This is a genomic window from Solilutibacter silvestris, assembly GCF_050574925.1.
GTDB classification, from domain to species: domain Bacteria; phylum Pseudomonadota; class Gammaproteobacteria; order Xanthomonadales; family Xanthomonadaceae; genus Solilutibacter; species Solilutibacter silvestris_A.
In genome coordinates, this window is sequence record NZ_JBCMOO010000013.1 from 1 (window position 1) to 3,531 (window position 3,531).

3 protein-coding genes and 1 pseudogene are annotated in these 3,531 nt (G+C 65.0%); 3 read left to right on the top strand and 1 reads right to left on the bottom strand.

Annotated elements, in window-relative coordinates; translation table 11 throughout:
* Nucleotides 1–43 precede the first annotated feature (43 nt).
* Nucleotides 44–538: a peptidylprolyl isomerase gene (locus tag ABE093_RS13325; RefSeq protein WP_430761401.1), complete on the bottom strand. Its 495-nt coding sequence runs from the start codon at nt 536–538 to the stop codon at nt 44–46.
* Between the two features lie 195 nt (nt 539–733).
* Between ABE093_RS13325 and typA the strand changes: the two are divergent.
* The 3 genes and pseudogenes from typA to ABE093_RS13340 form a co-directional block, all read left to right on the top strand.
* Nucleotides 734–2,410, top strand: a pseudogene (typA, locus tag ABE093_RS13330) (translational GTPase TypA); the annotation flags it as partial.
* A 24-nt stretch (nt 2,411–2,434) separates the two neighbouring features.
* Nucleotides 2,435–2,977 carry a 2'-5' RNA ligase family protein gene (locus ABE093_RS13335; RefSeq protein ID WP_430761402.1) on the top strand — a complete coding sequence of 181 codons (543 nt, stop codon included), beginning with the start codon at nt 2,435–2,437 and terminating at the stop codon, nt 2,975–2,977.
* An 82-nt stretch (nt 2,978–3,059) separates the two neighbouring features.
* The coding region (locus tag ABE093_RS13340) for a DUF2127 domain-containing protein (RefSeq protein WP_430761403.1) at nt 3,060–3,531 on the top strand (472 nt) is incomplete at its 3' end.

Genomic DNA, 3,531 nt, shown 5'->3' on the forward strand with positions numbered 1-3,531 from the left:
GACCCACTTCCGCGCGCGTGCGCCAGCTTTTATCGCGCGAAGATCAGGCCGCCAGCGTCTTGTTCCACTCCGCCACGCGATCGGCCTTCGCAGCCAGCGCGGCGTCGACGTCGCCTTCGATGCGGATCGACTTGATGGTGTCGCCCTGCTTCACCGCGTCGACCACGTCGAGGCCTTCCAGCACCTTGCCGAACACGGTGTGCTTGCCGTCCAGCCAGTCGGTCTTGATGTGGGTGATGAAGAACTGGCTGCCGTTGGTGTTCGGGCCGGCATTCGCCATCGAGATCACGCCGCGCTCGTGGCGCACGCCATTGTTGGTTTCGTCCTCGAAGCGATAGCCCGGGCCGCCGGTACCGGTGCCGAGCGGGCAGCCGCCCTGGATCATGAAATCGTTGATGACGCGGTGGAAGTTCAGCCCGTCGTAGAAGCCGCGCTTGGCCAGGTTGACGAAATTGGCGACGGTCAGCGGCGCCTTGTCGGCGTACAGCTCGAGCTTGATCGGGCCGCGGTCGGTGTCGATGGTGGCGGTCAGGGACATGGGGAACTCCAATGGGAATGTGGATATCGTAACGACATGGTGGCGGACCGAGGCCGGGTCAAGGGCGAACGCAAGCGTACGGAAGCCGCTCAGGCTATAATAGTCGGCTCACTTTCCTGCCCCGGTCGCCCCTGCGCGGCCCTGTCCGCATGTCCATCCAGAATCTCCGCAACATCGCCATCGTCGCCCACNNAGGAACGCGGCATCACCATCCTGGCCAAGAACACCGCCATCAACTGGCAGGGCAACCGCATCAACATCGTCGATACGCCCGGACACGCCGACTTCGGCGGCGAGGTCGAGCGCGTGCTGTCGATGGTCGACTCCGTGCTGATCCTGGTCGACGCGATGGACGGCCCGATGCCGCAAACGCGCTTCGTCACCCAGAAGGCCTTCGCGATGGGCTTCAAGCCGATCGTCGTGGTCAACAAGGTCGACCGCCCCGGCGCGCGCCCGGACTGGGTGATCGACCAGGTGTTCGACCTGTTCGACAAGCTCGGCGCCACCAATGAGCAGCTCGATTTCCCGATCGTCTACGCCTCGGCGCTGCACGGTTACGCCAGCCTGGACGACACCGCACGCGAAGGCGACATGACGCCGCTGTACGAAGCGATCATGCAGCACGTCGCGCCGCCGCAGGTCGATCCCGACGGCCCGTTCCAGATGCGCATCAGCCAGCTGGACTACAACAACTTCGTCGGCCTGATCGGCATCGGCCGCATCCAGCGCGGCAAGGTCAAGAAGAACATGCCGGTCAGCGTGGTCGATCGCGAAGGCAAGAAGCGCCAGGGCAAGATCGTGCAGGTGCTGGGCTTCCTCGGCCTGGAACGCATCGAGACCGACGAGGCCGAAGCGGGCGACATCGTCGCGATCGCCGGCATCACCGACCTCTCGATCTCCGACACCGTGTGCGCGCTCGATACCCCGGAAGCGCTGCCGGCGCTGACCGTGGACGAGCCGACCATCAGCATGACCTTCCAGGTGAACGACTCGCCGTTCGCCGGCAGCAAGGATCTCAGCGGCGGCAAGTTCCTCACCAGCCGCCAGTTGCGCGAGCGCCTCGAGCGCGAAACGCTGCACAACGTCGCGCTGAAGGTCGAGGAAGGTTCCGACGCCGACAAGTTCCTGGTCTCCGGCCGTGGCGAGCTGCACCTGTCGGTGCTGATCGAAACCATGCGCCGTGAAGGCTATGAGCTCGCGGTGTCGCGCCCGGAAGTGATCATCAAGGAAATCGACGGCCAGTTGATGGAGCCGGTCGAACAGCTGGTGGTGGACGTCGAGGAAACCCACCAGGGCGGCGTGATGGAAAAGCTGGGCATCCGCAAGGGTCAGCTCAAGAACATGGAACCCGACGGCAAGGGTCGCGTGCGCCTGGATTACATGATCCCGGCGCGTGGCCTGATCGGCTTCCAGAACGAGTTCCGCACCCTGACCCAGGGTTCGGGCCTGCTGTTCCACGTGTTCGACCATTACGGTCCGAAGGAAACCGGCGCGATTGCCAAGCGCCAGAACGGCGTGATGATCGCGAATGCCGCGGGTTCGACCCCGGCCTACTCGCTCGGGCCGCTGCAGGAACGCGGCCGCCTGTTCGCCGCCGAAGGCGACCAGGTGTACGAAGGCCAGCTGGTCGGCATCCATTCCAAGGACAACGACCTGACCGTCAACGCGATCAAGCCGAAGCCGCTGACCAACATGCGCGCATCGGGCAAGGACGACGCGATCAAGCTGACGCCGGCGATCAAGTATTCGCTGGAACAGGCGCTGGACTTCATCGAGGATGACGAACTGGTCGAAGTCACCCCGAAGGAAATCCGCCTGCGCAAGAAGTTCCTCACCGAAACCGATCGCAAGCGCGCCAGCCGCGCTGCCTGAGTTTCATTCCAGGTTGAATCGGCGATGAGTCTGTTCCTCGCGTGGATGCCCGATGGCGCCACGCTGGAACAGTTGTGCGCCCTGCGCGATGGCTTGCGCACCCGCGATGCCGATGCGTCGTGGAAGGCATGGCGAAAGGATGCGCAGCTGCACATGACGCTGCGCCACCTCTGCAATGACCCGCCCGCCGCACCCACCGGATTGCGCACCGCCATCGATGCCGTCGCGGCGCACCACGCGGACATCGACATGCAATTCGATCGCGTCGAAGCATGGGCTCCGGCGCTGGTGACGCGGACATCGCCCAACGATGCGCTGGCCGCATTGCTGAAGGACATCGACAGCGCCGCCATCGCCAGCGGATATCCGCGCATGGGGACGCAGACGCCGCATCTCACCCTCGCCTACCCGCCGCGCGGCATCCGTGGCAACACGCTGGCCGTGCCCGAGCCGCCTGATCCCGGCCTGCTGCCGATCGCTGCGCAGATCCGCAACATTTCGGTGGTACAAACGGTCACGGGACTTGGTTACAGGCAGCTGGCGAGCTGGTCGTTGCGACAGGCGTGACGATCCACCCTTGCCATCCGCCGACGCTGGCCCCATCGTTTCCATATCGCCACGCCACATCCGGCCACCCGACACTCCGCCGATGCAACTTCCGAAACGCGATCCGTCACAGGACGGCGCGCCTTACAACCCGGACCCCAGGGCGCATCCCGGTCTTCATGTGATCGCGCTGTTCGAGGCGATCAAGGGCTTCCTCGCCCTGATCGCCGCCAGCGGCCTCGCCATCACCGGCCCCGATCCGGTGCGCCATTTCGTGTGGACGTTGATCCGTCGCTTCAATCTCGATGCACGCCATGGCATCGCCGCGTGGGCCGACCAGATCGTCAGCCCGACCGGCGTGCACATCGCCGTCGCGGTCGTGTTCGGCTACGGTTTGCTGCACATCGCCGAAGGCTGGGGCCTGTGGCGCGACAAGGCCTGGGCCTCGTGGCTGGGTTGCGTCGGCGTGGCCGCCTACCTGCCCTTCGATCTCTACGCCCTCTATCGCCATCCGCTGCACTGGCTGGCCTGGGGCGTGGTGGCCATCAACCTCATCATCCTCTACGTCCTCGCCC

What these genes read in the sequence shown, in the direction of transcription:
- ABE093_RS13325 (WP_430761401.1), bottom strand. Translation starts at nt 538, where the DNA reads ATGTCCCTGACCGCCACCATCGACACCGACCGCGGCCCGATCAAGCTC.
- ABE093_RS13335 (WP_430761402.1), top strand. Translation starts at nt 2,435, where the DNA reads ATGAGTCTGTTCCTCGCGTGGATGCCCGATGGCGCCACGCTGGAACAG.